The following is a 26,311-nucleotide window of genomic DNA, read 5'->3' as shown; positions in this document are numbered from 1 at the left end:
CCTGTCGGTAGCCGTCGGCCTCCTGCCGACCGCGGATGATGGCGGCGTATCGGGATCTATATCCGAAATCTTGGTAGGAAATCCGTGTATCTTCGATGAATGTCGTATCCAACTGAGCAAGGCAAGGTCCTGGACCTGTCGTCGGCGGGGCTCACGCAGCTCGGCAAGCTGCTCGAAGCCCAGGGCGTGGACCTGACGGAGGCGCTCAAGGAGGCCGAGACGGAGCTCGCGGGCATCGGGAACTTCTGGGGCGACGACGACGCCGGGCGGGGGTTCCACGACGGCAAGGGGGACAGGTCGGGCTACCGCACCAGGTCGGAGGACGTCCACGACGAGATCCGCGCGCTCGGCAAGGTGCACGCCGGCATCGGGGACCGTCTCGACCTCATGGGGAAGAACGTGGAGGTCGCTGACTGGGACTCCATCCCCAAGCTGCCGGAGGTCCCGAAGTGATGCTCGGCCGCTGGGCGCTGTACCCCGCGGGGACGAGCGGCATCGCCGCGTTCGTGGCGGCGATGATCCTCTCCGACTGGCCGGAGGGCGACCCCGACGGGGCCCGCGAGGCGGGCAAGGTCTGGAGGAAGCTCGCCGCGCGGATCGACGCCAACACCACCGACACCGATGCGATCGCCAAGAAGGTGTGGCTGGAGCACCCGAGCCAGGGCTCGGAGGCGTTCCGCCGATACTGGTCGGTCGGCGGCTTCGGCAGCCCGCCGGGCGGCGTCGTGGCCTACCCTCCCCAGGTCTCGGCGTACTGCAGGCGCGTGGCGGAGGCGTGCGAGGAGTACGCCGAGGCGGTCGAGACGGCGAGGCGCGCGCTCAAGGTGGCCGCCCTGACCAGCTACGCGCAGCTCATGCTCGCCGCCTCCTGGCCGTGGGTCGGCGCCCAGGGCGCGGCGCTGTCCAAGTGGCTGGTGGACCGCCTGTACAAGAAGGTCCAGGCGCAGGTGCTGCTGAAGCTCCTGGAGAACGCCACCATGAAGATCGTGATCACCAAGCTCACGGGGTACGCCGTCGGCAGCGGCATCTTCGCCCTGGGCGACGAGGCGCTGGCGCTCGGCGCCCGGGCGTACTACGGCGAGGACCTCGGCTCCTTCTCCGACAACGCCTCGGCGACGTTCAAGGACTTCGCCGCGTGCATGGTCTTCTTCGGGCTCTGGGACGCCACCAAGCTCGGCCGCCTGGGCAAGGCCTTCCCCGAGAACGACCTCGGGGACTCCGCTTCCTTCCTGTTCGGCAGCACCGCCTACACCGTCACCCTCAACCTGGAGGACGGCAAGACGGGCTGGGACGTCATGCCCACGATGGAGCAGATGCTGACGAAGTCGCTCATCGGCCTGGCACAGCGCGGCCGGGACCCCGGGTATCCGCTCCTTCCCACCACCCAGCCCTAGATCAGGGCTACCCGGCGAGCCCGCGCACCCAGCCGTAGACGTCGAGCACTCCGAGCGCCAGGGGGAACAGGGCGGCGATCAGCGTGAACTCCGCGATGTCGCCCGCCCTGCCCCAGAACGGCGTCGGGCGCCGCTGGGGCAGGAAGAGGCCCATCCCGGCGCCCACCCCCGCGATCGCCAGCAGGGCAGGGCTCACCAGGAGGGCGGCGAGCGGGCCCGCCAGGGCCAGGGCGATCAGCAGGATCACGAGCCCGGCCACCCCGGCGGCGAGCAGCCACAGGCGCTGGCCGACGCCGAGGAAGACGCGGGCGCGCATCATCAGCGCGAGCGCCAGCACGACCTCCATGGTCCTGCCGATCCAGCCGGTCGCGCCGAACAGGAACAGCTGGGAGGCCAGCGCGACCAGGGCGACGCCCGCCGCCAGGCCGGTGGCGAACCGCTCGGCCTCGACCGCGCGCCTCTTCACGTCCGGCCCGTCGAGCTCCTGCTTGTCGTCGCGCAGCTCCTCGGCGTTCCTCGGAGCGGAGGGCAGCGGGAGCCGGGCGAGCCGGAACGAGAGCGCGGGGATCAGCGGCGTGCACGCGAGGAGCACCGCGACCACCAGCGCCGCGACGCCGGACGGGGGCGCGTCCCACACCATCACGATCGCCGCCCCTGCCGCGCCCGCCATGGAGGCCACCATGACGCCGAAGAAGTTCGGCAGCCCTTCGGCGATCGCCCATCCGGCGACCGTGGCCGCCAGCGCGGTCATGGCGAATCCGGCGAGCAGGTTGGGCGCCCCGAGCGAGAGCAGGCTCCCGGCCTTGGCGGGCGCGAGGAGCCCGGCCATGAAGGCGTACGGCAGGGCGGTGTACCCGACGACGGCTCCGGCCGACGCGTCCCCGAGCGCGCGCGAGAGCGCGGCCCCGGCGCCGACCAGCAGCAGGGCGAACAGGCCGGCCACAAGGGTGGTCAGCGTCCAGGGCGGCCCCGCCACGGTGAGCGGGAGGGCTCCGGCGACCAGCAGCGCGACGGCCGTGCCGAGGCCGGCCGCCCGCGTGTGCCTGGGCTGCCACCGGCCGGACCTTTCCTTGATCCCCGTGGCGATGGTGTCCGCCACGTCGTCGAAGACGGCCTCGGGCAGCTCGGAGGGGCGCGGCAGGAGGTAGAGGACCTCGCCGTCGAGTATGCCGAGGGTGCTCATGCTCGCGTCCAGGTCGAGGGCCCGGCCGCCGACACGCTGCAGGACCCATCCGGTGGTCGTCAGCACGGTGTCGTCGCCGCCCTCGCCGGCGGCGGTGAGCATGTTCGGCAGCACGTGCGCCAGCGGGAGGTCGGAGGGGACCGCCAGGTCGATCCTCTTGCGGGGGGTGACGATCGTCACCCGGCTCATGGCGATGGCGGATCCCGGCGCGCGCAGGACCGCCGCCTTGGGCGCCCCGTTCATCACGTCCAGCGCGGCTCCGGGCCCCCCTGGACCGCGCGCGGGCGGTCCCGCCATCGGATTGAGCGTCACACCGGCTCCAAAGAGATCACGCGAATACCGTAGCGGGCTGACATGGCGCGAGAGGGCGGGATATGTCCAGGTTTCTTCGGGGAGACTCTGCCGGCCCCATGATCGAGGTTCGCTACGGTTAGCTGGTCGGTACGAAGGTCCTGGAACAGGTCGGCACGTACGGTTCCCGGGCAGATCCCCTGAGCTATGGAGCGATGTGGGCATAGTCGTTGTCCGGCGGCCCGAGCGGCGGCCGCCTCCGGCACCGCCGAGGGGCGAGATCCTGCTGGAGTCGCCCCCAGAGATCCCCGAGACCACCTCCGCCGGATTCACCCAGGTCCTCACCTTCATGCCGATGGTGGCGGGCGGCGCCGCGATGGCCCTGATGTTCACCGCGGGCGGCGGCGGGAACCCCATCATGTACGTCGCCAGCGGCATGTTCGCCTTCTCGATGGTCGGCATGAGCCTGAGCCAGCTCGGCCGGGCCTCGGGGGAGCGCAAGCTGCGGCTCAACGGCCTGCGGCGCGACTACTTCCGCTACCTGTCGCAGACCCGGAAGAAGGTGCGCAGGGCGGCCCGCCAGCAGCGCGAGGCGCTCCACTGGAACGGCCCCGACCCCGACTCGCTGTGGTCGGTCGCCATGGGCCCGCGCCTGTGGGAGCGCAGGCCCCGCGACGGCGACTTCGCCACCGTGCGGGTGGGCACGGGCACCCAGCGCCTTGCCGTGCAGCTCATCCCGCCGGAGTCCAAGCCGGTCGAGGACCTCGACGCCATGTCGGCCGGGGCGCTGCGCCGCTTCGTCGGGGCCCACTCCACCGTGGACGACCTGCCGATCGCCATGGCGCTCCACTCCTTCGCCCGCATCGTGCCCACCGGCGAGCCGAAGGCCATCCGCGACCTGGTGCGGGCGCTCGTCGGGCAGCTCGCGGTCTTCCACTCCCCGGAGGACATGCGCGTCGCGGTGTGCGCCGGCAAGGACTGGATGGCCCAGTGGGAGTGGGTCAAGTGGCTGCCGCACGCCCTGCACCCGGAGGAGACCGACGCGGCAGGCCCCGTGCGGCTCATGGCCGACGACCTGAGCGACCTCGACAGGCTGCTCGGCGGCGAGCTGAAGGACCGCGGCAGGTTCAGGCCCGGCGCCTCGGTGGAGGCCCTGCCGTACCACGTGGTGATCGTCGACGGCGGGTACGTCCCGCAGGACTCCCAGCTCGGCGCGGACGCCATCCAGGGCGTCACCGTCATCGACCTCAGTGGCTCGACGGCCCTCACCGAGGAGGGCATCACGCTGCGGCTGGAGGTCCTGCCCGACCGGTTCAACCGCGTGCAGCTCGACCACGCGGGCAAGGAGCTCGTCACCGGGCTCGGCCGGCCCGACCGGCTGTCCTTCCTCCAGGCCGACGGCCTGGCACGCCAGCTCGCGCCGCTGCGCGCCTCCACCGCCAAGAGCGGCGACGGACAGGACGTGCTGGCCACCAACATGACGCTCAGCGACCTGCTCGGCGTGGCGGACCCGCGCCATCTGGAGATCCCCGCGCTGTGGCGGCCCCGCGCGCCGCGCAACCGGCTGCGGGTGCCGATCGGGCTCGGCGCCGACGGCCGCATGGTCGAGCTGGACATCAAGGAGTCCGCCCAGGGCGGCATGGGGCCGCACGGCCTCATCATCGGCGCCACCGGCTCCGGCAAGAGCGAGCTGGTGCGCACCCTGGTGCTCGGGCTCGCCGCCACCCACTCCTCGGAGATCCTCAACTTCGTGCTCGTCGACTTCAAGGGTGGCGCGACGTTCCTCGGCATGGAGTCGCTGCCGCACGTCTCGGCCGTCATCACCAACCTGGAGGACGAGCTCCCGCTGGTCGACCGCATGTACGACGCCCTGCACGGCGAGATGGTGCGCCGCCAGGAGCTGCTGCGCTCGGCGGGCAACTACGCCTCCCTGCGCGACTACGAGCGGGCGAGGGAGCAGGGCGCCGACCTGCGGCCGATGCCCACGCTGTTCGTGGTGCTCGACGAGTTCAGCGAGCTGCTCTCCGCCAAGCCGGAGTTCATCGACCTGTTCGTCATGATCGGCCGGCTCGGCCGCTCGCTCGGCGTGCACCTGCTGCTGGCGTCCCAGCGGCTGGAGGAGGGCAGGCTGCGCGGCCTGGACACCCACCTGTCGTACCGCATCGGCCTGCGCACCTTCTCGGCCATGGAGAGCAGGGTCGTGCTGGGCGTCGCCGACGCCTACGAGCTGCCCTCCGCGCCGGGCAACGGCTACCTGAAGTTCGACACCAGCGGGATGACCAGGTTCAAGGCCGCCTACGTGTCGGGCCCGTTCGCGCCGGAGGCGCGCCAGGAGCGCCGCGCCTCGGCCGACCAGCACCAGGTCGTGGTGTACGGCCCGGCCTACATCCCGCCGCCCGTCCCCGCGCGGGAGCCCGACCCCGAGCCTGAGCCCGCGGCCGCGGCGGCGGGCAGGGACAGCCTGCTCGACATCATGGTCCGCCAGTTCGAGGGGTACGGCCCGCCGGCGCACCGCATCTGGCTGCCGCCGCTGGCCGAGCCGCTGACCCTGAGCCACCTGCTCCCGCCGCTGAGCATCACGCCGGAGCACGGCCTGACCACCGCGGGCTGGGCCGGGCGCGGCAAGCTGCGCGCCGTGCTCGGCATCGTCGACCGGCCGTTCGAGCAGCGGCGCGACCCGCTCGGCGTCGACCTGTCGGGCGCGGCGGGCCACCTCGCCGTCGTCGGCTCGCCGCAGAGCGGGAAGAGCACGATCCTGCGCACGCTGATCGCCGGGCTCTCGCTCACCCACACCCCCCGCGAGGTGCAGTTCTACTGCCTGGACTTCGGCGGCGGCACGCTGTCGTCCCTGGAGGGCCTGCCCCACGTCGGCGGCGTGGCGAACCGGCTCGACGGCGACCGCGTGCGCCGTACCGTCGCCGAGGTGACCGGCCTGCTCCAGCAGCGGGAGCGGGAGTTCGCCGAGCGGGGCATCGACTCGTTCGCGACCTACCGGCGCCAGGTCGCCGAGGGCGCGATCACCGGCAACGAGTTCGGCGACGTCTTCCTGGTCGTGGACGGCTGGCTCACGGTGCGGCAGGACTTCGACACGCTGGAGCCGACCATCACCGACCTCGCCGCCCGCGGCCTCGGGTACGGCATCCACGTCGTCGCCGCGACCAACAAGTGGTCGGAGTTCAGGCCCGGCATCCGCGACCTGTTCGGCTCGCGACTGGAGCTGCGCCTCGGCGACGCCTACGAGTCGGAGGTCAACCGTAAGACCGCCATGGCCGTGCCAGAGGGCGTTCCCGGCCGGGGCCTGACCCGCGACGGGCTCCACTTCCTGAGCGCGCTGCCCCGCGTCGACGGGGTCCGCCAGGCCGACGATCTCACGGTGGGCGTGCGTGCGCTCGTCGACGGCGTCAGGGAGGCGTGGAAGGGCAGCCCCGCCCCGCGCGTGCGGCTGCTGCCCGCCGTCCTGCAGGTGGACGCACTGCCCGGCCCCGACCAGACCGGGCCGCGCATCCCCATCGGCATCGACGAGGCCACGCTGTCCCCGGTCTCGGCGGAGTTCGACGTCGACCCGCACCTCACGGTGATCGGCGACACCGAGAGCGGGAAGTCCAACCTGCTGCGGCTGGTCGCCGAGGGCATCGTCGCGCGGCACGCCCCGGCCGACGCGCGGCTCATCGTCATCGACTACCGCCGCTCCCTGCTGGACGCCGCGTACACCGAGCACCGCATCGGCTATGCGGCCTCCAGCACGGCGGCGGGGGAGATGGTCGCGGAGGCCAGGGAGGCGCTGGTCAAGCGGCTGCCGCCGGCGGACCTCACCCCCGACCAGCTCCGCTCGCGCAACTGGTGGAAGGGCGCCGACCTCTACTTCGTCGTGGACGACTACGACCTGGTGGCCACCGGCAGCAACCCGCTGGGCCCGCTGCTCGACCTGCTGCCGCAGGCGCGGGACATCGGGCTCCACCTCGTGCTGTCCCGCGCGATGGGCGGGGCGGGACGGGCGATGTTCGACCCCGTCATGCAGAGGCTCAAGGACATGGCGAGCCCCGCCGTCATCATGTCGGGCGACCGTGACGAGGGCGTGCTGTTCGGCGTACGGCCGCACGCGCTGCCGCCCGGCCGCGCGTACTACGTCGACCGCAGGTACGGCTCCCGCCTCATCCAGACGGCGTTCCTGCCCCCGTCCGCGCCTCCGGCCCCGGAGAGCTGAGCGCGCGGAGCCCTGTGACGATCGCCACTCGCTCGATATGATCGCTGTCCGGTATGCCTGGCCCGCGGCTTCGCGAGAAGCCGGTCGCGGGCCATGGCGCCCGGGCAGGGGGTTGCGCGGTGACGGCGGAGGGAGCCGGTCCCGGTGGGCATCGATCTGAACCGCGACGCGCTCGCGAAGCTCCGCGTCGCGGTGAACGTCCAGGGGGGCAAGCTCGCTGCCGTCGGCGACGAGTTCCCGGCCAAGGACGCCGCCGGGCCGTCCGTCTTCGGCACATTGACCGGCGCCGGGGCGCTGGCCGCCGCGATCGGCCGGGTCGAGGGGCACGTGGACGCCGAGCTGGGCACGGTGAAGAGCCGCCTCGACGGCGTGGAGCGCGCCCTGGACACCATCGAGGACAACGTGCGTAACGCCGAGCACGGCACCGAGCAGGGGCTGCCCTCCAAATGACCGACACGGGGGCCGTGGCGGCGCTGCCGGGGGGTCAGGCGCTGGTGTCGCTGGTGGACAAGGCCAAGGGCGATCCGGCCGCGATCAGGGCCGTCGCCACCCGCTGGCGCGGGGCCGCGTCGAGCACCGTCGAGAAGCTCGGCGTGCTCGGGAACTCCGTCACCCTGGTGGACGCGGCCTGGAAGGGCGACTCCGCCGACGCCTTCGTGGCGTACATGAGGCGGTACGGCCGCGCGGGCGACGCCCTGCACGACGCGCTCGCCAACTGCGCGAACATCCTCGACACGGCCGCCGGCGCGGTGGAGGCGGCGAAGCGGAACCTCGACGGGGTCTGCGACGACGTGCTCGCCTGGGTCGCGGAGTACCGCAGGATCAACCCCCACGCCACCGAGGACGAGCTCGAACCCGGCATCTCCCAAGAGGTCGCCGATGCCGTCTCCCTCGCGCGGGGGCACGTGGAGACGGCCGAGACGGTGCTCTCGACGGCCCAGGGCGACATCGACAAGGAGCTCGGCGCCATCTCGCCGACGTTCGCCGACATCCCGGCCGCGGGCGACCAGACGTTCGTCCCCGGGCCCGGCCACACCACCCACTGGGTGCCGGTGCCCAAGAGCGAGATCGACCCCGACCTCTTCGGCACGTCCGGCGGCGGGTCGTCCGGCGGCGGCTCGCCTGGCGGCGGGGGAGGGTTCGGGGGGTACGGGCCGAGCGGCCCCCCGCCGCCCGGCGGCGGTCCCGCGCCGGAGGGGCAGGTCGCCGACTGGATCCAGCAGGCGGTCGAGATCCTCAGGGCTCACGGCTACCCCGTCGAGAAGATGAACGTCAATGACATCTGGTTGATCATCCAGCACGAGTCGGCCGGCAACCCCAACGCGATCAACAACTGGGACTCCAACGCGTTGGCGGGGACACCGTCCAAGGGGCTCATGCAGACCATCGACCCGACGTTCGACCGCTGGTCGCTCCCGGGGCACAAGAGCATCTACGACCCGGTGGACAACATCATCGCCGGCGTGCGTTACGCGATCGAGCGCTATGGGTCCGTCTCCAACGTGCCCGGCGTCGTGGGCTCGAAGAACAACTCCGGCTACGTGGGGTACTGACGGCGGTCGCTCCGGTGCGGGCGGACCCTGGCGATGTACGGCGAAGAAACTCCACCTTAAATCCGTGGTAACCCGGCCTTTCTAGCATTCGAGCTGTCAGTCAGGGTTGCGGCAAGAGGAGAGCCTCGCTGATGAGTCCAGACGACCTTTCCATGAGCCGGACCGGTGGCGGCCGTTCCGTGACGGACGTGAGCGCGGTCGGCCTGAAGAGGCGCAAGGGCGACTTCCACGCCGCCCGCGACATCGTGGGGGACGCGCTCGCCGCTGCCACGGCGGCCCTCGACGCGCTGGGCGCCTTCTGGGGCGGCGACGAGGACGGCCACAAGTTCTACGAGGGCACCGAGGGCCACAAGGGCTACGAGGCGGCCACGTCGGAGATCAGGCGGCACGTCGGGAACATCGTGGAGGGCTTCACGCGCCTCGGGGACGACGTCGACGTCTCAGGGGCGAACATCCAGGTGGCCGACTTCGCCACCATCGAGGGGCTGATGAAGACGGTGTACGCCGGTGAGCTCTCCGTCCCGACCACGAAGGCCGAGTTCGCGTGAGCCCCGCTCCCTTCAGCGCCCTGAGGAGCGTCGCCCGCGCCCATCCCGGCGCCACGACCCTGACCGCGGGGGTCGTGACCCACGCGGCCTTCGTCACGGCGATGCTGGAGGTCCAGTGGCCCGAGGGAGACCCGGGCGGCCTGCGGGAGGCCGCCGGCATCCTTGAGGGGCTGGCCACGAAGATCGAGGAGGGCCTGGACACCGCGGACGACGCGGCGGCCCAGGTGGTGCGCGACAACTCCGGGGAGGGCATCGACGCCTTCCAGCGGCTGTGGCGGGGGACGGCCGGCGGGGCCACCGCCTCGGCCCCGAGGGCCCAGAAGGGCTTCGCCGACTACCCCCCGGAGGTGGCGGTCTACTGCCGGAAGGTCGCCGCCGGGTGCCGGTCGTACGCCGACGCGGTCGAGACGATCCGCCACGTGCTGGTCGTGATGGCGGTCCAGCTCTGGGCGAACATGCTGTTCACCTCCATGTACGGCTGGACCACCGCGGGGGTCGGCAAGATGGTGGAAGACCGGATCATGAAGACGTTCTTCAAGAAGCTCGCCCAGTCGCAGCTCAAGATCTTCCGGCTCAGCGTGGAGAAGATCGTCTACAACGCCTTCTACTACACCCTCGACAGCATCACCTACGCGGGGATCCAGCAGGCGCTGCAGGCCGGCATCTTCGCCCTGTCCGGCGTGCGCAAGGACCTCAAGGGCAGGGACGTGCTCTCGGCCGAGCTGAACGCCGTCCAGTTCGCGCAGGGCTTCGGGGCGAACATGGCCTTCAACGCGGTCGGGGACCTGGTCAAGATGCCGAAGTTCCTGCCGGAGAACAGCCGCTGGGTGGACTTCCTCGGCCGCATGGCGGGCTCGTCCGCCTACAGCGCCGTCGACAGCATCGAGCAGAACCCGACGGACCCGGACTTCGACTGGAAGACCTACCTCGCCAAGCCGTTCATCCACGGGGTGCGGGCCATCAAGCCCTCCTAGCCCTCGCCGTGCTCCTCGGGGGGCGGGCCGGCGAGGTCGTCGAGCCTCCGCTGGAAGAAGGCGACGTCGCCCTCCACCGCCTCCCGCGTGAACAGCTCAGGCTCGTCACGCAGCGCAGCCTCTCCCATGTCGGACCAGAACGCGGTGGCGGGCACCTCGCCCGAGCCCTCGGGGAGGAACTTGGCCACCTCGGCGACGGCGTCCCGCGCGGACTCCCACCCGAGCACCACGCTCTCCAGCAACGACGAGTCCCCTGACCCCTCGCGGTAGCGGAGATCGTCCGCCATGGCCCGCGCGGCGTACCCCGCGCTGACCACCCGCCACTGCCCGGCGTCGATCAGCCGAGAGGGCCCGTCCCCGAACCGCAGGTGCTCACGCCTGGCCTGGAACTCGCTCTCGTAGGGCACGAGAACCTCGAAGGCGAGCGCAAGGCCGAGGCCGTGCCCGTCGAAGCGCAGCCGCCAGGCGCCCGACCTCTCGGAGAGCTTGGTGTGGGCCTCGTAGTCGCGGGCCGGCTCGTGCGCGTCGTCCCGCTCGGAGGCCATCGCCGTGAGGTCGACGAACAGGTAGGCCTCCACGAGCGTCCTGGCGAGAAGCGATGACATGGTGTCCACTCCCTTCGCCGGCCGTGCCCGGGTGCCTTCGACGATATCGGCCGGGTTCCGCGCCGGGTGCGCCCGCCCTCAGCGGTCGCCGAACATGCCGGTGAATTGGTCGATGCTCTCCTGGTAGAAGGCGATGTCGTCCTCCAGCCGCGACCGGGTGAACCGCTCGGGGTCCTCCGCGCGCCTCGCCGCGCCCGACTCCGTCCAGAACGCCTCGGGCGGCACCTCGCCGCCTCCCGGGGGGAGGAACTTCGCCGCCTCCGCGGCGGCGTCCCTGGCGAACTCCCAGTTGAGGACGGCGTCCGCGAAGCCCTCTTCGTCGCCGGGAGCCGCGGCGTACGAGAGGTCCGCGCTCAGGGCCCGCTGCGCGTACACCAGGCTGATCGACAGCCACTGGCCCGCGTCGATCAGCTCGGAGACGCCCGGCCCGAAGCGCAGGCGGTCGCGCCGTGCCTCGGACTCGGTCTGGTAGGGCACGAGGATCTCGATGAGGTGGCGCCGTCCGGTGTCCGGGCCGTCGAACCGCAGCGTCCACGTCTCCGGACCCTCGGTCAGCGTGGTCCACCGCCTGGCCGAGAAGTCTTCAGGAGGTTCCTCGTCGCCGGCCGCCACGGTCAGGTCGATGTAGAGAAAGGCCTCCACCAGCGTTCTCGCGCGGAGCATGGGCGGTGACTCCCTCGTTCGACCGGGCGCGGACGCCCTCGACCATATCGGAACGTCTCGCCGCCTCCGCGCCCATGGCCGGGTCGCCGGAAGTCCAGAGTGCGACTCCGGTGACGCTCACCATCTGAGCGCCCGTCACGCGGACGCAGGAGGAAACCTCTGCGGGCCATCGGAATGGCGTGGACCCACCCTTCCTTCGCGCCCGAGTTGACATAACCCTGTTTTTAGTTTGTCCAAAATAGGATGTAATGCCGTAAATCGCAGGGGAACGATGCGGTAGATATCTGCATTGAGGGACGTCAGACGCGTTGTTCCCTGGCGATGACAATGTCATCGATGACAAATTCAACAATTCGCCTATATCATCGCCGTTCGTGGCTGAAGGTGATCTTTCGAGCCCGCCGCCGGCCTGTCCTTTGTCATGCACGACAACGTGACCAGCCCCCCATCTCACGGAGTGCCGGATGTCCCTCACAGAGCAACGGCCGAGCGCCGTTTCCGCCGCACTGGCCAAGGATCGGCTCGGCGTCCCATCGGTCGTGTTCTTCGTCGTCTCCGCGGCGGCGCCGCTGATGGTCGTCGCGGGTTCGGTCCCGACGGCGTATACGGTGACGGGCGTCATCGGGGTGCCGTTCGCGTTCCTGATGCTGGGCGCGATCTTCGCGCTCTTCGCCGTCGGGTACGTGACGATGGCCAGGCACGTCGTGAACGCGGGCGCGTTCTACGCCTATGCCGCCCAGGGGCTCGGCCGGACGCAGGGGGTGGCGACCGCGTGGGTGGCGCTGCTGGCCTACAACGCGCTGCAGCTCGGCCTCTACGGCATCATCGGGTCGGCGGCCGAGCCGCTGCTCACCGACTGGTTCGGCGCCTCGCCCGCGTGGTGGGTGATCGCGCTGGTGGCGTGGGCGCTGACCGGCCTGCTCGGCCTGCTGCGGGTGGACGTCAACGGCAGGATCCTGTCCGTCCTGCTGGTCAGCGAGATCGCCGTCGTCCTGGTGTTCGACATCGGTGACCTGGTCAACGCCGCCCCGGGTGGCATCGGCTTCGAGGGCTTCAGCCCGGGCTCGCTGTTCGTGCCGGGGGTGGGCGCCGCGCTCGCCACCGTCGTCGCGGGGTTCGCCGGCATCGAGTCGTCGGTCGTCTTCGCCGAGGAGTCCAAGGACCGCGACAGGACCGTGCCCATCGCCACCTACGTGGGCATCGCCATCATCGCGATTCTGTACGCGATCTCCGCCTGGGCCCAGACGGTGCCGACCGGGGCGGGCGGGATCGTCAAGGCCGCGACCGAGCAGGGGCCGGCGCTGATCTTCAACCAGGCGGCGACCCACCTCGGCTCCACCGTCGCGACGGTCGGTTCGGTGCTGTTCGTGACCAGCAGCATCGCCTGCATGATCGCCTTCCACAACACCACGGCCCGCTACATCTTCGCCCTGGGCCGCGAGAACGTGCTCCCCTCGGTGTTCGGGCGCACCTCGGCCCGCACCGGCGCTCCGGTGGCCGGATCGGTGCTGCAGACGGTGCTCGGGCTGATCGTGATCATCATCTATGCGATCTTCGGCCTCGATCCTGTCACGAAGCTGTTCTTCACTTTCGGCGCGTTCGGCGGCCTCGGGCTGCTGACCCTGCTCACCGTCACCTCGATCGCGGTGATCGCGTTCTTCGCACGGAACCCCTCGCGGGAGACGGCGTGGCGGACGCGCGTCGCCCCGGCCCTGGCGGCCGTGGCGCTGTGCGTGATCATCGGGCTGACGCTGTTCAACTTCGACACCGTCCTCGGCGTCGCGCCCGACTCGGTCATCCGCTGGATCCTGCCGGGCATCTTCGTCGTCGCGATCGTCTTCGGCGTCGTGTGGGCTCGTGTGCTGAAGGCGACCAGGCCGGAGGTGTACGCCAACATCGGCTTCGGCGCGCAGGCCGTCACCGGAGGCTCCAAGTGACGGCCGAGATCAGCCGGATGACGGACGCGGCGGCGGCCGGGGAGCTCATCGCCGACACGTTCAGCCCCGACGCGATCACCAGCTGGCTCATCCCGCCGGTGGCGGAACGGCTGCCGATCCAGCGGCGGTTCTTCACCATGCACGCCGCGCACGCGCTCGACCACGGCGTCATCTACGGGATCCACGAGTCCGGCGAGCTCGCCGGGGTCGCGGTCTGGTTCACCGCGCCGTTCCCCGAGATCCCCGGCCAGGAGGAGGCGATCGCCTCCTTCGCCGGGGAACACGCCGAACGCTTCGGCATCCTCGGCGAGCGGATGGACAAGCTCCATCCGCACGAGCCGCACCACTACCTGGCGTTCATCGCCCTGGTGCGCGGGCGGACCGGCCGCGGCCTCGGCAGCCTGCTGCTGGAGGAGCACCACCGGCGGCTCGACGCCCAAGGGACGCCGGCCTACCTGGAGGCCAGCAGTGCGGCGAGCCGCCGGCTCTACCTCCGGCACGGCTACGTGGACCTGCCGGAGCTGCTGCGGCTGCCCGGCGGTCCGGTCATGTACCCGATGTGGCGCGCGCCGCTCCCGCGCGACGGCGGACCGGCCGGCGGCGATGCCGCGGGCTAGAGCTCGGCGGAGAGCCTGCGGTAGGTGTCGCGCACGATCAGCAGCCGTTCCAGCTGGAACCTGCCGGGCTCGGCCGCGCGCACCTGCTGTCCGCGATCGGACCAGAAGGCGTCTCCGGGAACCTCCCGCTCCCCGGGCGGAATGAACTTCACGACCTCCTCGACCGCCGCCGTCGCGATCGACAGTGCCCGCCGTGCCGCGTCCGCGTCGCCGGCGGGCACGTCGCCCGCGGTCAGGTCGGCCACCCAGAGCCACTCCCCGGCGTCCAGCAGCTCGGACGGCTCCGGCCCGCCGAACGTCGGGAACCCCGACGGCGCGGTCTCGCGCGCGGGCAGGCCGAAGAGGAACTCGCGCTCCGCGCCGCAGCCCTCGCACTCCCCGGCGTAGCAGGCCGACGGCTCGCCGTCGACGTCCACCACGCCGTTCTCCCAGGTCGTGTCGGCAGAGCCGCACTCCTCGCAGGGGTTCAGGTCGAGGTACAGATGCGCCTCGTCCCGGGTCCTCGCCACCGAGAATGGCATCGCGTTCCTCCGTTCGACTTGATGAGGCGACCTTACGGCCCGCCCGCTCCGCCCAGGCCGGTGGCGCCCCCGCCGCCCTGGCCGGTGGCGGGCGAGCCGCCGAGGCCCGTGGCGCCGCCGCCCCCCTGGTAGGTGGTGCCGACCGCGGGGGGCTGCCCGTGCGTGCCGATGTCCTGGCTCGTCGGCCATGGTGCGGCCGGATCGGTGACCTGCCTGCCGAGCGCCACCAGCCGCTCGCGTACCACCTCGGCGAAGTCGGCGCCTCGCGGCATCCCCCGGAAGACCTCGCGCAGGTCCACCTGGAGTCCTTCCACGAGCGGGAGCAGCCGGGTGGGCAGCGAGGCGAACGCCGAGGCGAAGTCACTGTCGTCCGTGCTGTGGAGAGCGCCGTCCGGAGCGGCCTGGTAGTGGTGGGTGGTGCCGCCGTCCCGCAGGTACAGGTGGACGTCGGCGCCGAGTTGCCGCGCCAGCAACCGCGCGTCCGTCAGCGCCGAGACGGGGGACGTCGCGGTGGCCGCCGAGGTGAGCAAGACCGGTTGCCGCCGGTCGCCGGAGGTTCCCCCGCGCAGGACCGAGGCCATCGCCGGGTAGGGGTCGGCCGGGTCGAAGGCGGGGTCCCGTTGCGCGGCGGCGAGCAGATCGGGCAGCGCGACACGCCTCGGCCAGCCCTTCGGCCGCTCCGGCGAGGTGGGCGGGGCCGTGTCGTCCGGCCGGGCCAGCATCTCGGACAGATGGCGCTGCGACATGCTGAGGTCCGCCGTGCCCGTCGCGGTGCGGGTGAAGGTCTTGACGACCTGTTCGTTCCCGTGGCGGTCGTAAGTCACCAGTTCGACGGTGGCGTCCCAGTCCACCCGCGTCGCCACCGTGCCGCCCTCGCCCATGTAGGAGGCGGTCTCCTCCTTGCGGACGCCGTCGCTCATCGCCGCGCTCGCCGAGGCGTGCTCCCCGTAGGCGTAGTCGGTGTTCACCGCTCCCTCTCCATCGTAGGAGAAGTCCGGTCCCGCGTCCCAGCCCAGCGGCAGCAGATGGCTCGTGCTCCGGTTGACGTTGCGCATCTCCTGGTGCCGCGTGGCCTGGCCGTGCTCCACGTCCTGGCGTCCGCTGACGATGACGCGCGGCTCGGTCACCCTGGCCGCGAGGGTGACCCGCACCTCCTGCCTCGGGTGGCCGGGCCTCGGCAGGCGGACGGTCGCCTCCCCGCCGAACCGCGCGATGTGGGCGAATCTCGCGCTCAGCTTCTTGTGCGACAGTTCCTGCTTCAGCCTGGGCGCGAGCTTCTCCATGTCCGACCTGGTGAGCAGGCCCTCGTCCGTGAAGCAGTCGCTGAGGGTCTGTTCCAGCTCGCCGATGTCCAGCCCTTCCACCTGGAACCGGGGCGGCAGGGTGAGCGCCCGTGGATCCGGTGCCACCTGCCCCACGGCGGGGACCCCCGCCGGACCGACCAGCCCGTTGGGCACGAGCCGTTCGGCGTCCACGGTGAACACGATGGGGGTGAGGGGCCCCGCGGGCACGGCGTTGACCACGCGGTTGACCCCGCCTTCGACCGGCCCCCCGAAGGCGTCCGACCATTCCAGCTCGGCGGTGAGCCGGAGCCTCGTGCCGATCACGTGCATTCCCGAGTACGTGGCCATGCGGTCGAGCTCGTTCTGCAGGTCGCCGTGGGACACCGAGCGGCCGTGGTTGCGGTCCGTGCCGACGCCTCCGTCCCCGGAGACGTCCTCGGAGTTGCCGCTGGTGCTCACCTTGCCGCCGGCCGTGACGCCGGCGGAGGCCGATCGCTCGTGCTGGTCGTACCCGTACGCCTGGCGGATCAGGCCGTCGTCCGGCAGGAAGCCGAGCCACCGCGGTTCGCCCTCGTACTCCGCTCTCAGCCGCACGGTGAGCCGCTGGGTGAGGTGCGGACCCACTCGCACGGGGAAGGAGAGCTCGAACCCGCCCGGCCTGAGGATCTCGTCGATGTTCCCCAGCCACTTGTCCGCCGCGAGGACGGCCGACAGGCCGGGGCCCAGCGCCGGGTCGGTGTTCAGGACCCCCGGTGAGTGGCCTTGGAGCGCCTTGCGTATCTCGTTGAGCAGCTCGACCACCTCACCGTTCCGGGTGAGCAGCACCCTGCCGAACTTGGTCTGGCCCACCCCCCGGTGGAGGTGCTCGGGCAGTGAGACCTCCGGCTCCAGGTTCGCGAGGTCCTTCGCCTTGCTGAGCGTCCTGGTCAGCTGCTTGTCGGGCCTCGGGCCCGCTCGGTCGGGGAGGCTCGGGTCACCGATCAGGGGGGCCAGCCGTCGCAGCATCTCAAGCCGGCGCTGCCCATTGGCGAGCTGGGGGATCGGGTCGCCCGACTTGCGGGCTTCGTTCAGGTGGTCCAGGTAGCGGCGGACGAAGGGGACGGCGACCCGGCGATCGAGCTTGAGCTCGCCGTTGAGGAACCGCTCCATCGCGTCGGCGGCCTCGTCCAGTGACAGAGGCTGCTCGCCGTTGGCGTACAGCATGAGCGCGCGGCGTTCTGACTGCCGGTACAGGGCCGTGCCGTCGACGCCGATCTTCACCGGGGCGTCGGTGCCGCGCCCCTCCACGGTGATCTCGAAGCGGACGGGCGCCGTGTGCAGCCGCTCGACGCCCTGCTTGACGTGCAGACGCTCGTCACCGTAGATCGACAGGTCCGTCGCGGACGCCCCGGAGTTCCCGGACACGGAGGTGTCGACGCCGCCGGAGGCGTTCGGCGCGCCCTGCTGGTGCACGCCGGCCCCGGCGGAGCCGCCGGTCGCCACGTTGCTTCCGGTGCTGCGGGTCACACCGTCGCTGCCCATCCCGAAGAGGATGTCGAGGCTCACCAGATCGGGGTTGCCGACGGGCGTGGAGGGGCCGGTCACGAACGCGCGGACCGTCACCGTGGCGTGCAGGCCTCCCGGGCCCTGCGGGTGCACGGGGATGGAGATGCCGTGGCCGGTGACGAACATCTCGGAGTGGGCCAGCAGGTGCTCCGAGGTGAGGAGGTTCATCACCTCGACGAACGCGGCGGTGCCCGGTCGCATCGTCTTCGGGAGCCTCGGCACGACCTCCGCCAGCATGGGGCCGATGTCCAGGCCGAGGAGGCCTCCCCGGCGCATCTCCTCCAGGGTGTCGACCTGGCTGACCGACTGGGTGAGGGGGGCGACGGCGGCAGTGGCGGGAGGCAGCATGTCGGAGGGCCAGTAGACGTCCGCCCGGACTTCCTGGGGTGCGATCAGCGGCCGCAGAGAGCCGTCCTCGTTGATCATCAAGACGCTCACCTCGTACCGCTTGGCGAACGTCCCGAGCGCCGACTTCGCCTCCACGAGCTTCACGTCGTTGGTGGTGTTGCCGACGGAGCCCTCGGCTCCGTGGCTGGTTCCCCGGCTCCCCCTGCCTTCGGCGCCGGTGAACATGGCGTCCTGGTCGTGGGCCTCCATGCGCATGCCCGCCTTGGCCTCCAGCGGCGTGCTCCTGCTCTCCCCGCTCGCCCTGCCGGTGGTGTCGGACGCGATGTCGAGGTTCGCCATCCCCTCCAGCGGGGCCAGGCCCCGGTAGCCGGAGCCGATCTCGTTGAGCGGTACCAGCAGGGGGACGTGCCTGGTCTGCCGGTTGAGCCCCGAGAGCTCCAGGTGGACCAGGGTGCCTCCCTGAGTGGCCTGGTTGATGCCGGCCTCCTGGCGCACGGCGGCGATCGCGTCGGTGAGCTTCCTCTGGTTGGCCTCCTGGGAGGCGCGCGTCAGGGGATCCCGCGTCAGTGACGGGTCGGGCTTCCCCGCGGCGTTCAGCGGGGGCAGGTAGTCGGCGTCCAGCGCGCGCAGCGCATTCTCCGTGAGCCTCAGGACCTCCGGCAGCCCGGTCATGTCCTGCACCAGGCCCGGGCCGACTCCCCGCAACCTGCCTGGACCGTCGCCGCTCCACACCGGCGGCTCGGCCAGCCGCTTGGGCGGCGCCTCAGGGACGATCTCGTCCCGCACCGCCATCGAGCCGTCGGGGTGCGTGAGCGGCACGCCGGACTCGTCATGCGAGACCGCCGCCGCGTCGACCGGCCACCCCGAGCGGTACGCGTGCCACACCGGAGTCCTGAGCAGAGCGCTGACGTCGCCCGAGATCACGATCGGCGCGCCCAGCTGACCGGCCCTGCTGATGGGGCGCAGCCTGATCTCCAGCTCGATCTCCGCCTGGTACCCCTCCCCGTACATCGCCCGCTGCACGCTGACCTTGTACGTTCCCACGGTGGCCGAGGAGGACTCCGATCTCGACCGCCCCCGCCCGGTGCCGACCGTCGCCTTGGGGACCATGTCGTCGTCCAGCAGCGGCATGCTCTCTTCGTCCAGGGCCGCGACGCCGACGGCGCCGCCGAGGCTGTTCGAGCGTCCGGACGACTGCGTGACCGACACGCTGGAGTGCTCAATGCGCAACGCCTCCTGGAAGTCCTCGGCGCTGGCGACTCCGACCGGGGTCACGGCCGGACGGCGCACACCGGACGCGTCGGGCACCGTCCGGAGCCTCGCGACCACCTCGATCTCCGCCACCGGGCGCGTGCCGTCGGTGATGACCCTCGGGGGTAGCCCCGCCGGGTTGTTGATGGCCTCGCCGAGCCGGCTCGTCACGACCTGGGTCAGCATCTGGCGGATGTCGTCGCGCGCCACGCTGCCCACCCTGGCCTGGGACCCCAGGGCGGCGGCGGTCTCGGCGACCAGGGGTCCCAGGCCGGTCGCGCTGAGGACCACGTGCCTCGGGAACCCCTCCCGCCGGGTGAGCCCGTCCGGCAGCCGGATGGTCGAGTCCGGGGCGGCCTGGGAGAACGAGTGCGACAGCACCAGCCGAAGCCCCGTCCCATCCTCGGTGGCGGCGACCCGCTCCACCTGCGGCCTCCTCGCCGTGCCGTCACCGTCGCTCGCCGTGCGGACCTCGACCTCGTACTCGGCGTCCTCCACGGTGTAGACGAGCGATTCGCCACGGTTGTCGGTGACGCCGCTGGCGTCGCCGACCGCGTACTTCTCCGAACTGCCACTCGTCGACTCGTGCCGGCCGTTGGAGAAGTTGACCTCCAGGACGCCGTGCTCTCCCAACCACCTCAACGGCACGGTCAGGTTGTTCTCCGGCAGGCCCATGAGGAACGGCTTGATGTAGCGCATCACATTGGGCCCGTACGACTGGCCGAACCTGTGGGCGGAGGAGGTCCCCATCGACGGGCCGCCCTGGGCGAGCCGGGCGCGGATGAACTCCGACGGCCGGTGATCGGGGTCGAGCACTTCGAGCAGCGCGCCCACGCGCAGCCTGACGCGCAGCTCCCCCGGATGGGCGTCGCCCACCCGCACCGTCAGGCCTTCCTCCGACACCACCTGGTCGAAGTCGGCGACCAGGATGTTCTCCAGCCGGGCGCGGGTGAACGCGTCGTCGATGCCCCTGGCCACGAGCATGGCGTTGACCCTGTCGGTCAGGGCGGCCATGTTGGGCAGGTCGCCGTCCGGCGCGGCGGAGGTCAGTGCGGCACGCGGCGGCAGGGCCTCTTCCAGCGCCTTGCGGTAGGCGCCGTCGGCCGACTCCGCCGCGAGCCTGGCCTGGGCCACGTCGTCGGCCAGGGGCGCGAGCAGGTTCGGGTCCCGCTCCGCCTCCAGCCGTGCCATGGCGTCCGCCAGGGTCTCGTACGCGGCGCGGGCGTCCCGGGCGCGGCCTCGCGCCCTCTCGTACGCCTCGGCCATCCGCGTCTGCCGGCGCTCCTGGTCCCTGGCCACGTCGGCCTCCGCGACGGCCCTGCGCCTGCGTTCCCCCGAGGCCTGGTCCCGGTCCCTGGTCGCCTTGTCCCGCTTCTCGCCGGCCTCGCGGCCCTTCTCCCTGGCCGCCTCCGCGTTCTCCCGCTTGGCCGTGACGCGTTCGCCGAGTGCCGTCGCCGCGTCCGCCATGGACCGGCCCAGCGCCCGCACCCGTACGAGATCCGGGGACGCGGGCGGGCCCGCGCTCCACGGGAGCACCGGGGGCACGTGACCGCGCCTCTCGATGTCGCGCGCCGCCGCCTCGGCCTCCCGCCGGAGATCCCGCCGCTCGTCGGGCGTGCGGGCCTGCTCCCACTTGCGGACGAGGTAGGCGACCTCGTTCCTCCGGGCCGACACGCACTCGTCGTTGCCCTCGACATGGCCGTGGAACGGGTTGACCGCCGCGAGGCGGCCGCGGATGACACCCTGCGGCGCGCGGGCATCGACCGCCGCCCTCCGTTGCAGCGCGTCGGTGGTCTCATGGAGCAGCACCCGCGCGACCTGGTTCGGATGGATTCCGGGTGCCAGGCGCACCTGGTGCGGCCGGTCGACCGTTCCGGCCTGGACCCTGGTCCGGGCCAGCAACCGGCGACCCCACAGCCTCCCCAGGCGAAGCCTGGACACTTTGCCGACCGAGACGTCGAAGTGATGGACGTTCCCGTCGTCGGTCATCACCCAGTAGGCCGAGCCGTCGGGCAGCACGCCCACCTCGCGCACGCCTATGCCGTGCCGGAAGTCCGAGGCCTGCAGGTCGGCGAGGGCGGGGGGGACCTCGGCGAGGGTCAGCCGCGTGCCCCGCGGGCGGGCGTCCGGCCGGAAGCCGGTGCCCTCGATCTCCTCGGCCGTGACCGTGCCGGCCCGTACCGTCCGCCTTCCGACGTTGGGCCGTCGCGACCCGCCGTCGGCGCCGTGCGGGCCTGAGCGGCCGGGGCCGGAGGTGTTCCGTGCGGAACGGCCCGGGCCGGTGCCGTGCCCCGCGGGACGGGCCGGGGCCGGGTGGCTCGCGGACGCGGGTACGGGGGCGACGGTGGTGTGCGCGTCCGGGGTGCCGTTGAGCGCCGCGCCTATGGAGATGGTCGCGGGCCCGCCCACCTGGGCCGCGGCCTGCGTCACGGTCACTCCCGGCGCCGCGGCCTGTGCCTGCGCCGCCACCTGCGCCGCCACCTGCGCCGCCACCTGCGGCGCGCTCTGCGCCTGGGCAGCGGTCTGCGCTTGTGGCGCGGTCTGGGTCTGCGTTGAGTTCTGGGTCTGCGTTGAGTTCTGGGTCTGCGTTGAGTTCTGGGTCTGGGTGGCGGTCTGGCTCTGAGCGGCGGTCTGCGCCTGCGGCGTGGTCTGGGTCTGGTTGGCGGGCTGGCTCTGGGACGCGTTCTGTGCCTGGGACGCTGCCTCGCCTTGTGGTGTGGCCTGTGCCTGGGCCTGCGGTGCGGTCTGGGTCTGGGTCGGGGGAGTGGCCTGCGTCTCGGCCGTGGCCGCCGACTGGGGTGCGGGCGCGTTGGCAGGGGGAGCCGCCTGCGCGGTCTGCGCGTTCGCGCCGTTCGGGGAGGTCACGTCGGCCGCGCCGTGCGGGACGCCGCTCTGCGCGGTCGCGGGGCCCGGCGTGGTGGGCGGAGCCGCGGTGGTGTTCTGGGGGGTGGCCGGCGTGGCGCTGGTGTTCGAGGTGGAGCCCGATGGGGCCGTGGTGTTCGAGGTGGGGGCCGGCGGGGTGTGGGGCCCGGTGTTCGCGGTGCTCTGCCCGTTCGCCGTACTCCCCGACAGAGCCTGCGTGCCCGCCGGGGCGCCCGTCGCGTGCGGGACGGTCGGCTGGGGAGCCGCGCCGTGCGTCGCGTTCACCTGCGAGCCGGTCCCGTGCGGGACGGTCACCTGGGGGGCGGCGCCTTGCGTGGCGGTGGCGGGCGTGCCCGCCGGGCCGGATGGCCCGGGGGAGCCGTCGCCGGAGGAGGACGCGCCGCCGTCCGGAGGCGCGGCGGGTGGCGCGTACCCGGCGTTGGCGAGCCGGGACAGGTCGGTGAGCCCGCTGGCCACGTTGGCGGCCTGAAGGCTCGCCAGGGGGTGGAACGCGGCCTGGGCGACGGCCGGGTTGAAGGGGCTGATCGTGTTGGTGCGGCCCGCGCCCCCCATGAAGGCTCCGCCCACAGATTCCAGCGTGAACGACTGCTTGAGGGCCTGCAGGGGGCCTTCCCCGTAGACCAGCATCTGAGCCACGGCGCTGCCGAAGGGGGAGGCGGCCATGTTGTTGAGGCCGGTCTGCATCGCCCGGCCCGGGAAGCGGGCGAAGGCGTTGGCGAAGCCGGGGGCCGTCCCGCCCGCGTTGTTCAGGGCCCTGAGAAGCGGCACCCTGTCGCTGAACCTGGACAGCGGGCCCGCGAGCTTCGTGCCGACCCACGCGCCGCCGGCCGCGCCTATCGCCGAGCCCATGGTCTTGTCCCAGTTCCACTTCGTGATCGACCCCAGTTCCTTCTGCTTGCGCTGGGTCCAGTAGTCGATGGTGACCTCTTCGCTGACCTCCTCGACGAACTCCCTGCCGAGGTGGCTGCCGAGGATCGTACGGACGAGGGTCGCGGCGCCGGTCTGGGTGAGGCCGTTCGTGGCGGCCAGCCTGGTGGCCATGCCGGTGCCGAACTCGCGCCCGGCCACCATGGTGAGCCTCTGGAGGATCCGGGCCATGGCCGCGCGCGCCGACGCGGCGATGGGCCCGACCATCGGAGTGGTCGCCCCGGCGGTGAAGAACGCGGTGAGCAAGGCGATGAACGCCGCGATGATCGCGATCCAGAAGGCCACGTTGATCGAGATCTTGGAGTACTGCGTCTCCCGCGCGAAGTTGTCCGCCTGCAGGGCCTTGTAGAGGTTCTCGACCCCGAGCGCGTTGAGCCCGGAGTCCTGGGAGAGGAGCCGCTCGGCGTCGCGCAGGAACATGGGCGTGGCGGGCACGTCCCATCCGTCCAGAACCGCCTTGATCGCCCCGACGATCGGATCGGTGGAACCGCAGAGGGCGACGCCCAGTTCCTCGTGTTCCTTGGCGATCGCCCACATGCGGATCTCGCTGGCCTCCGGCCAGTTCTGCCCGGAGGCCAGCAGGGAGATGAGCGTGTCGGCCCAGCCGGGCAGGGACTCGCCCCACGCGGGCTCGACGTCGGTGGTGGAGCTGCCGCCCCCGACGATGGACGACTGCCCCGAGGGGGTGTTCGGATTGACGTTGACGCCAGTGCTCTGAGCCACGTCACCCCGATCTCGTCGTCTGCTGGGCGGGCGCCGGGTGGCCGGCGCCCTCGCGGCCGGCGCCCCCGGCCGGCCTCATCCTCAAGGGGTTCGCAGAACCCGGTCAGATGCTCTTGATCGTCGCGGCCCCGCCGTGGTCGGTGTCGTCGGTCCTCGTGACGGCCGTGCGCACCTTCCCGGACAGGCCGCCGAGGTCGTCGATGACGCCGTCGCCTTTCCTGACCATGTCGTCGGCGCCGCCCGTCCGTTTGTACGCGGCCTCGAAGGCGCTGCCAGCGGAGTCGCGTCCCCAGGGCGACGCCGCGACGAGCTGCTGGAGCCGCGCCGAGCGCTCCCTCCACAGCGTGGTGAGGTCCGATGTCGTGGTACCCAGCCGGGATATGCCGAGGTGCGCGGGGCTCTTGTGGATGTCGACGTAGTCAGGCATGTGGATCACCTCTCTCCGAGCATCTGGGAGGCCATCTGGTCGAGCACGCGCTGGAGGTCTCCATCGAGGTGCGCCTTCATCTGCTCGCCGGGGATCAGCGGCTCGAACAGCTCGACGACCTTGTCCCGCGCCTTCTCCGCCGCCCTCTGGACCGTCTCGGTGATGGAGTCGGCCAGCTCGCGGGAGTCCGGCCGCCGGTAGACGCGGGGGTCGATGTCGAGCCTGATGAGGTCGCCGCGCGGGCCCACGGTCGCCGAGATCAGACCGTCGCGCGACGTCTCCGTCACCTGGATCGCCCGCGCTCTCTCGTGCATCGCCGGCGCTTCTTCCTGCAACCGCGTGAAGTTGGCCCGCAGCTCGTCGGCATAGGCCTGAAGGGCCGCCGCGTCCGCCCCGCCGAACGGCTCCATGCCACCTCCCCGAGCACCTGTCCACATGGATCGGGATGCTTAACGGCTCCGTAACCCCGGCCTAACTGAAGGGAAACAGTCCGCTGGCCGGTAATTCTGACATTTTCGAACGCCGTTCGGCAAGCATTGTGACCCGAAGCCGCCACATCAGGAGATTTGTCCGGATCGGCGGAATTCAAGGGATAATTGGCCGTACCAGCGGATTTGCACGTACGGCGGGGAACGCCGGCCGTACGAGAAGCCGAACGAGCGAGAGAAGTGGCGGCCGCGCTAGAGGTGCAGCGGTACGGCCTGCTCGTGGAGCCCCGTCACCTCGTCGCGGGGGACCCAGGCCCGGTGGACGCCGCGCTCGACCCGCTCGAAGCCCAGCTCACGCGCCACCGGCATCCGGCCTCCGGTGTACTCGACCAGCAGCTCGCCGTCGCGCTCGTCACGCACCAGGCACGGGGCGCCGCGCCAGTCGCCCACGGTCGTCACGAAGAAGACGGCCTCGCACTCATCCGCGGGAACCGGCCGCACGAAGCGGCCGGGCGCGAGCTCCTCGAAGCCCTCGCCGGGCCCGGAGCCGCGCAGACGCATCCACACCCGGTCGGACCGGGGCTCGGGGCTCGCCTCGTACTCCGCACCCCGCCAGCGGGCGCGGTACGAGCACCACCTCATCCCTGCTCCGCGACGGCGGGCCCGCCGGGCGGCAGGACGGCCACCAGCATCCAGCGTTCGAGGTCGCCGTCGTAGATGGCGCGGCGGTGCTCCACCCCGAAGACTGTCAGCTCCACGATCTCGGCCCCGTGCGGCAGCCCCACCCCGTCGATCTTGTACTCGCGGATCACACGGTCGGCGTTCGGCACGAGCCCCATGCCGGCGAACGGGGGCTCCTCGATCACCCACCCGGCCACCGCCGCCATGGTCTCCTCGTCCACGCCGCCGTACGGGGTGCGGTAGAGGTTCAGACCGGCCGTGCGCCACCGCAGGATGTTCACGGACCCATCGTCGGTGATGACGCCCTCGTCGGCCGACTGCCCCAGCGCTTCCGCCAGCACGGACGGGGTCGCGATGTGCGCGACGTCGAGGGCGTGGTGGCAGTAGCCGGAGACCCGTGTCTCCCCTTCGGCGATGAAGGCGTACAGGTCGGCGGGCCTGAGCAGCTTCTGCACCACCGGTGTACCCGAGTCCGGCTCCGCGAGGCGATCCTCGGCCAGCGACGGCACCGCGAGCCTCGCCACCGTGCCGGATTCGAGGAAGAAGTTAACCGGGAGACCGGGATTGACCGCCAGCCCCCAGCGCGTGTCGGGCCAGCCGGCGGCCAGCTCGGGCAGCGAGATGATCCGGTAGTGCCGGGTGACATCGCCGAGCATGGCCCACATCGCCTCCTGCGAGGTGTAGGCCACCATCCAGGTGCGCTCGCCATCCGGCGTGATCGGCCAGGCGGCCGGCTCCTGACCGGCGGCGGCGGCCGGGCTGATGGGGAGCGCGAGATCGGCCGCCCGCAGCAGCCCGAGGCAGACGGCCAGATCGCCCGCCGCGAACGCCGTGCTGAGGCTCTCCTCGAACGCCCCAGACGGCTCCCATTCCCGCACGGCGACCACTCTAGGTCGTCAGCGGACGGCCGCGGTCGCGGAGGTCTAGGCGGACGGGACGGCCGTCAGAGTAGACCACGGCCGAACGACTCGGCCTCGTCGAGGAACGGCCGCATCAGCGACTCGGCCCGCTCCGCGGCGTCGCCCTCGGCCTCCCTGGCCGCCCGCAGGATCGCCTCGGCGAGGGCCTCGGAGCCGAGCCGCATCGCGCGCGGATCGATGCGCAGGGCCGCGAGGGAGCCGCTGGGCAGCACCTCGACGACCACGCGCCCCTCCTCGGCCTCGCCCCGGCCCCGCGTCTCGGCGAGCCGCTGCCCGGCCTCCTGGAACCGCGCCGACTGCGTGGCGAGCGCCTCCAGCACCGCGTCGACCTCACGGTCACCGGTCGAGGGGAACGGCTCGCCACTCGTCGTCATCTCGGTCGTCGTCCTTCTGCTAGGTGGAGAG

19 protein-coding genes are annotated in these 26,311 nt (G+C 71.9%); 9 read left to right on the top strand and 10 right to left on the bottom strand.

All coding sequences use genetic code 11. The features are described from left to right. Nucleotides 1-99 precede the first annotated feature (99 nt). Both OG589_RS25305 and OG589_RS25300 read left to right on the top strand, forming a co-directional pair. A complete protein-coding gene (locus OG589_RS25305) occupies nt 100-453 on the top strand; it encodes a hypothetical protein (protein ID WP_405140172.1) in 354 nt (117 codons plus the stop codon). Continuing rightward, a complete protein-coding gene (locus tag OG589_RS25300; protein WP_405140170.1) occupies nt 453-1,394 on the top strand; it encodes a hypothetical protein in 942 nt (313 codons plus the stop codon). Before OG589_RS25305 ends, OG589_RS25300 begins: the two co-directional genes overlap by 1 nt. 7 nt (nt 1,395-1,401) lie before the next feature. Here OG589_RS25300 and eccD read toward each other — a convergent pair whose 3' ends face one another. Beyond that, on the bottom strand, nt 1,402-2,889 hold the full coding sequence (eccD, locus tag OG589_RS25295; RefSeq protein WP_405140168.1) for a type VII secretion integral membrane protein EccD: 1,488 nt from the start codon (nt 2,887-2,889) through the stop codon (nt 1,402-1,404). Nucleotides 2,890-3,085: 196 nt separating this feature from the next. Between eccD and eccCa the strand changes: the two genes are divergently transcribed. The 5 genes from eccCa to OG589_RS25270 all read left to right on the top strand — a co-directional run bounded on the left by eccCa (nt 3,086) and on the right by OG589_RS25270 (nt 10,147). Then, nucleotides 3,086-7,072 (top strand): type VII secretion protein EccCa, encoded by a 3,987-nt coding sequence (gene eccCa, locus OG589_RS25290; protein ID WP_405140166.1) that lies wholly within the window; start codon nt 3,086-3,088, stop codon nt 7,070-7,072. Nucleotides 7,073-7,216: 144 nt separating this feature from the next. Further along, nucleotides 7,217-7,522, top strand: a complete 306-nt coding sequence (locus OG589_RS25285; protein ID WP_405140164.1) for a hypothetical protein — start codon at nt 7,217-7,219, stop codon at nt 7,520-7,522. Beyond that, a complete protein-coding gene (locus tag OG589_RS25280) occupies nt 7,519-8,625 on the top strand; it encodes a transglycosylase SLT domain-containing protein (protein ID WP_405140162.1) in 1,107 nt (368 codons plus the stop codon). Before OG589_RS25285 ends, OG589_RS25280 begins: the two co-directional genes overlap by 4 nt. Nucleotides 8,626-8,756: 131 nt before the next feature. Further along, nucleotides 8,757-9,173 (top strand): hypothetical protein, encoded by a 417-nt coding sequence (locus OG589_RS25275; protein ID WP_405140161.1) that lies wholly within the window; start codon nt 8,757-8,759, stop codon nt 9,171-9,173. Beyond that, a complete protein-coding gene (locus tag OG589_RS25270) occupies nt 9,170-10,147 on the top strand; it encodes a hypothetical protein (RefSeq protein WP_405140159.1) in 978 nt (325 codons plus the stop codon). Before OG589_RS25275 ends, OG589_RS25270 begins: the two co-directional genes overlap by 4 nt. Here the strand turns inward: OG589_RS25270 and OG589_RS25265 are convergent. Together OG589_RS25265 and OG589_RS25260 are read right to left on the bottom strand one after the other, a co-directional pair. Next, nucleotides 10,144-10,752 carry a hypothetical protein gene (locus OG589_RS25265; RefSeq protein WP_405140157.1) on the bottom strand — a complete coding sequence of 203 codons (609 nt, stop codon included), beginning with the start codon at nt 10,750-10,752 and terminating at the stop codon, nt 10,144-10,146. The genes OG589_RS25270 and OG589_RS25265 overlap by 4 nt on opposite strands. Before the next feature lie 78 nt (nt 10,753-10,830). Beyond that, nucleotides 10,831-11,415 (bottom strand): hypothetical protein, encoded by a 585-nt coding sequence (locus OG589_RS25260; protein ID WP_405140155.1) that lies wholly within the window; start codon nt 11,413-11,415, stop codon nt 10,831-10,833. Between the two features lie 464 nt (nt 11,416-11,879). Here OG589_RS25260 and OG589_RS25255 point away from each other — a divergent pair, with 464 nt between their 5' ends. Both OG589_RS25255 and OG589_RS25250 read left to right on the top strand, forming a co-directional pair. Next, nucleotides 11,880-13,352, top strand: a complete 1,473-nt coding sequence (locus OG589_RS25255) for an APC family permease (RefSeq protein ID WP_405140153.1) — start codon at nt 11,880-11,882, stop codon at nt 13,350-13,352. Continuing rightward, nucleotides 13,349-13,969, top strand: a complete 621-nt coding sequence (locus OG589_RS25250) for a GNAT family N-acetyltransferase (RefSeq protein WP_405140151.1) — start codon at nt 13,349-13,351, stop codon at nt 13,967-13,969. Before OG589_RS25255 ends, OG589_RS25250 begins: the two co-directional genes overlap by 4 nt. On the opposite strand, the gene OG589_RS25245 is transcribed toward OG589_RS25250, so the two are convergent. The 7 genes from OG589_RS25245 to OG589_RS25215 all read right to left on the bottom strand — a co-directional run bounded on the left by OG589_RS25245 (nt 13,966) and on the right by OG589_RS25215 (nt 26,280). After that, nucleotides 13,966-14,490 (bottom strand): hypothetical protein, encoded by a 525-nt coding sequence (locus tag OG589_RS25245; protein WP_405140149.1) that lies wholly within the window; start codon nt 14,488-14,490, stop codon nt 13,966-13,968. The two genes, OG589_RS25250 and OG589_RS25245, sit on opposite strands and share 4 nt — an antisense overlap. A 32-nt stretch (nt 14,491-14,522) precedes the next feature. Next, nucleotides 14,523-23,450, bottom strand: coding sequence for a hypothetical protein (locus OG589_RS25240; RefSeq protein ID WP_405140147.1), 8,928 nt, complete (start codon nt 23,448-23,450; stop codon nt 14,523-14,525). Between the two features lie 103 nt (nt 23,451-23,553). Next, nucleotides 23,554-23,877, bottom strand: a complete 324-nt coding sequence (locus OG589_RS25235) for a hypothetical protein (protein ID WP_405140145.1) — start codon at nt 23,875-23,877, stop codon at nt 23,554-23,556. A gap of 5 nt (nt 23,878-23,882) precedes the next feature. Beyond that, nucleotides 23,883-24,287: a YbaB/EbfC family nucleoid-associated protein gene (locus OG589_RS25230; RefSeq protein ID WP_405140143.1), complete on the bottom strand. Its 405-nt coding sequence runs from the start codon at nt 24,285-24,287 to the stop codon at nt 23,883-23,885. Between the two features lie 270 nt (nt 24,288-24,557). Then, nucleotides 24,558-24,947, bottom strand: coding sequence for a hypothetical protein (locus tag OG589_RS25225; protein WP_405140141.1), 390 nt, complete (start codon nt 24,945-24,947; stop codon nt 24,558-24,560). Continuing rightward, entirely contained in the window at nt 24,944-25,864 is a 921-nt protein-coding gene (locus OG589_RS25220; RefSeq protein ID WP_405140139.1) for an SseB family protein, read from the bottom strand. The genes OG589_RS25225 and OG589_RS25220 overlap by 4 nt, the downstream gene beginning before the upstream one ends. 65 nt (nt 25,865-25,929) lie before the next feature. Then, entirely contained in the window at nt 25,930-26,280 is a 351-nt protein-coding gene (locus OG589_RS25215) for a YbaB/EbfC family nucleoid-associated protein (RefSeq protein WP_405140137.1), read from the bottom strand. Between the last annotated feature and the right edge of the window lie 31 nt (nt 26,281-26,311).

Source organism: Sphaerisporangium sp. NBC_01403, assembly GCF_045040145.1.
Classification (GTDB): Bacteria; Actinomycetota; Actinomycetes; order Streptosporangiales; family Streptosporangiaceae; genus Sphaerisporangium; species Sphaerisporangium viridialbum.
Note: the sequence above shows the minus strand (reverse complement) of the source record. Positions and strands in the feature narration are given on the sequence as shown.